Below are 3,829 nucleotides of genomic sequence, written 5' to 3'. Positions count from 1 at the left end.
GGCCCGATCAAAACGCTGGCCGCCTCGGGTATTGGCGATTTCCGCTATATCCTGAAGTGGAACGAGCTGAACTCTCCGCTGCGACGCAATGTGACCATCGACGATGTTGGCAAATCCGCGCTCTATATGCTCAGCGATCTTGGCTCTGGCGTAACAGGCGAAAACCTGCACGTGGATGCGGGGTATCACGTCGTCGGCATGAAGGCCGTCGATGCGCCGGATATCGATGCAGTGACCGGCCGCAAGTAAGCCGATCACACAGCTTGTCTTTAGGCCCGGTGGACACCCCCCGGGCCTTTTCTTTTTTGACGGACCCACTAAGGTTCGCCTGACAGTTAAATGTACCCCCCTTTTGTGACCGGTGATCTGATGGACCTAAGCCATATCCTTGCCTTCAACGCGACGCTTCTTGTGGCCATTCTCAGTCCCGGCCCCGCGATGCTGATGTCCATCCGCGCCACATTGGCCGGCAGCTTCCGGCAAGGGTTTATGGTTGGGCTTGGCCTTGCGACGATGGCCGCCACCTGGACCACCCTGGCACTGCTAGGTCTGGACGGGATTTTTACGCTGTTTCCATGGGCCTATCTGACCCTGAAAATCGCGGGCGCACTGTATCTGATCTGGATCGCGGTGCAGACGTGGCGCCATGCACGCATTCCTCTGGATCCGGATGCAGCCTCGCATCCGCGGGGACGCTCGTTCCTGTCTGGGCTGGCTGTCAACCTCGCCAACCCAAAGTCTGTTTTATTCGCCTCTGCGGTGCTTTTGGTGATCTTTCCACCCGACATCACCTTGGCAGACAAAGCTTTTGTGGTTGCCAACCATCTGGTCGTTGAAATCCTCTGCTACAGCGCCTTTGCGGCCCTGCTGTCGACGCCTGCGGCACGCGATGGATACCTGCGCGCGAAGACCACCTTGGATCGTGTCGCGGCCGGTGTCATGGGTGCGTTGGGCCTGCGGTTGTTGCTGGATCGATAAGCCAAGCAAAAATTGCCGCGCTCTGAAATTGTAATTTCTGCGCCAAGTCGCTAACACGGATCAAACGGCCATCGGCCAAGGGGAAATTAAGGGGCTTCTTATGAACGATCGTCTGCCACACGAAAAAGGCTTTCACATCAGCTGGGACCAGATCCACCGCGATTCCCGCGCGTTGGCATGGCGTCTGGACGGCAAAGGCCCCGACGATGGCGCATGGCGCGCAATTGTTGCCATCACCCGTGGTGGCATGGCCCCAGCCATGATTGTCGCGCGCGAGCTGGATGTTCGCGTGGTCGACACAATTTCGGTAAAATCCTATCACTCGGGCGGCGGTGCGGCTGACCAGCGCCGCGAGGCGCAGGTTCTGAAGGCTCCTGATGCGGATCTGATGGGGGACGGCGAAGGCATTCTGATCATCGATGATCTGGTTGATTCCGGCAAAACGCTTGAACTGGTGCGCGAAACCTATCCCAAAGCGCATTTCGCCACGGTTTATGCAAAGCCACAGGGCGAGCCACAGGTGGACACGTTCATCACGGGCGTATCACAGGACACATGGATCTTTTTCCCTTGGGACATGGCGCTGCAATACGTTCAGCCGTTCCGCGGCTCGGACTGATCCGCGATGGCTCTAACGCGCACAACAGCGACATTCGCACCTCCGGTTATGGAGGCAAGACGGTGGCTTGACGGGGTCAATTTCACCGACGAGATGCCTCTGCTGAACGTCAGTCAGGCCGCCCCTGTGGATCCACCGCCCCTGCCGTTGCGCCAGTTTCTGGCAGAGACCGCGCTGAATGTTCCCGACGCTCATCTGTACGGCCCGGTTTTGGGGCTTCCGGAATTGCGGTCCGAAGTGGCGACACAATGGACCGCGTCTTATGGCGGCGACATTGGCCCTCAGAACGTGACGATCACCTCGGGCTGTAATCAGGCCTTTGCGGCCGCGATCACCGCAATCTGCACCGAAGGGGATGAGGTCATCATTCCAACCCCTTGGTATTTCAACCATAAAATGTGGTTGGATATGTTGGGCGTCAAAAGCATGCCTCTGGTCACAGATAACGAAATGCTGCCTGATCCCGAGCGTGCAAGGGCGCTGATCACCGACAAAACCCGCGCCATTGCTTTGGTCACGCCAAACAATCCCAGCGGCGTTGAATATCCGCCAGCGCTTGTACGTGCGCTCTATCAAGTGGCGCAGGACGCAGGCATCAAGCTGATCATCGACGAGACCTATCGTGACTTTGATTCACGCGATGGTGCGCCACATGATCTGTTCACAGCCCCCGATTGGGGGCAGACGCTTATCCAGCTGTATTCGTTTTCCAAAGCATATCGCCTGACCGGACATCGGGTCGGCGCGCTGGTGGGAGCAGAAAGCCTTTTGGCCGAGGCAGAGAAATTCCTGGATACCGTCGCTGTCTGTCCAAACCACCTGGGTCAACACGCGGCCCTTTGGGGCATGCAAAACCTTGGCGATTGGGTTGCGGGCGAACGTCTGGAGATTCTGGACCGGCGCGCCGCGATTTCCGAATATTTCCCCCAAATCGCCGCGACTGGATGGAAGCTTAAGGGAGTTGGTGCCTATTTTGCCTATGTGCAGCACCCGTTTGACATGGGGTCCGACAAGCTTGCGCAAAAGCTGGTCAAGGACATCCATGTGCTTGCGCTGCCGGGGACAATGTTCACGCCGGAAAACGACCCCGACGGACGTCAGGACATGCGGATCGCCTTTGCAAATGTCGCCCGTCCGGACATCAAGCTTCTGTTTGATCGGATCAGCACCGTTTCCGCGCAATAACAGAGCGTTTCGAGCGGAAACCGCCCTGCCCCCTTGCCCCTGCCCGATGAGCGTCGTAGACATCTGCGAAGCATAATTTTTCGCGCCAATTAAGGGGGCCGCATGTCTCAGAAATCTTCGATCTCAAACAAGCTCGTTTGGATTTTGATGGGCCTTTTGATCCTCAGCCTCGGCGGCTTTGGCATCACCAACCTTGGCGGCACGATCAACAACGTGGGAACCGTGGACGGTAAACCGATTTCTGTCACGACCTATGCACGCGCTGTGCAGCAGGAACTGAGCACCCTGTCTCAGCAGACCGGACAGCAGATCACCTTTCAACAGGCGCAGCTGTTTGGCCTGAACCAACAGGTTCTGAACCGTCTGATCGACCAACGCGCACTGGATGCCGAAGCAGAACGTCTGGGCCTGTCGATTGGCGACGAAAACGTGCGCGACGAACTGCTGAACATCGCGGCTTTTCAGGGGCTGGACGGCACATTCGATCGCGAGGCCTATGCCTTTACGCTGGACAATGCGGGCCTGAACGAAGGCGAGTTTGAACAAAACCTGCGTGAAACCGCGGCGTCCACCCTGTTGCAAACCGCCGTGACTGCAGGCATCGAGATGCCGTCGACATATGCAGACACATTGCTGGCATATCTGGGCGAGACCCGTGATTTCACCATGGCAATCCTGACGGAAAGCAATCTGGCAGAGCCTATCGCAACGCCCGATGACGCAACCCTTCAGGCCTATTACGACGAGAACACCGATGCTTTCCTGCGCCCAGCCACCCGCGACATCACCTATGCGTGGCTGACGCCGGATATGATCCTGGACACAGTCGAGATTGACGAAACCTCGGTGCGTGAACTCTATGATGATCGCGCGTCCTTCTATAACCAGCCAGAACGCCGTTTGGTGGAACGGTTGGTCATGGGCTCGACCGAAGACGCGGCGGCAGCTGTAGCTGCGATTGCTGCGGGCACCGAGAGCTTTGACGCCACTGTCGAAGCACGCGGCCTGTCGCTTGCGGATGTGGATCTGGGCGATGTGACCAAAGAC

The 3,829-nt window shown here is 57.8% G+C and carries 5 protein-coding genes; all 5 read left to right on the top strand.

Going from position 1 to position 3,829, the window contains the following annotated elements:
• Positions 1-249: SDR family oxidoreductase (locus ACEQWH_RS01770; RefSeq protein ID WP_370227732.1), on the top strand; the 249-nt coding region annotated here is incomplete at its 5' end.
• A gap of 90 nt (positions 250-339) precedes the next feature.
• Entirely contained in the window at positions 340-978 is a 639-nt protein-coding gene (locus ACEQWH_RS01765; protein WP_370227730.1) for a LysE family translocator, read from the top strand.
• A 100-nt stretch (positions 979-1,078) separates the two neighbouring features.
• Positions 1,079-1,597 (top strand): xanthine phosphoribosyltransferase, encoded by a 519-nt coding sequence (gene gpt, locus ACEQWH_RS01760; protein ID WP_370227728.1) that lies wholly within the window; start codon positions 1,079-1,081, stop codon positions 1,595-1,597.
• Positions 1,598-1,603: 6 nt separating this feature from the next.
• Positions 1,604-2,782, top strand: a complete 1,179-nt coding sequence (locus tag ACEQWH_RS01755; protein WP_370227726.1) for an aminotransferase — start codon at positions 1,604-1,606, stop codon at positions 2,780-2,782.
• A 102-nt stretch (positions 2,783-2,884) separates the two neighbouring features.
• Positions 2,885-3,829, top strand: a 945-nt coding sequence (locus ACEQWH_RS01750) for a SurA N-terminal domain-containing protein (protein WP_370227724.1), incomplete at its 3' end; no start/stop codon positions are given.

This window comes from Cognatishimia sp., assembly GCF_964229375.1.
Classification (GTDB): Bacteria; Pseudomonadota; Alphaproteobacteria; order Rhodobacterales; family Rhodobacteraceae; genus Cognatishimia.
The sequence above is the reverse complement of the archived record's forward strand: the minus strand, read 5'-3'. Positions and strand labels throughout refer to the sequence as shown.

What these genes read in the sequence shown, in the direction of transcription:
- ACEQWH_RS01765 (WP_370227730.1), top strand. Translation starts at nt 340, where the DNA reads ATGTACCCCCCTTTTGTGACCGGTGATCTGATGGACCTAAGCCATATC.
- gpt (WP_370227728.1), top strand. Translation starts at nt 1,079, where the DNA reads ATGAACGATCGTCTGCCACACGAAAAAGGCTTTCACATCAGCTGGGAC.
- ACEQWH_RS01755 (WP_370227726.1), top strand. Translation starts at nt 1,604, where the DNA reads ATGGCTCTAACGCGCACAACAGCGACATTCGCACCTCCGGTTATGGAG.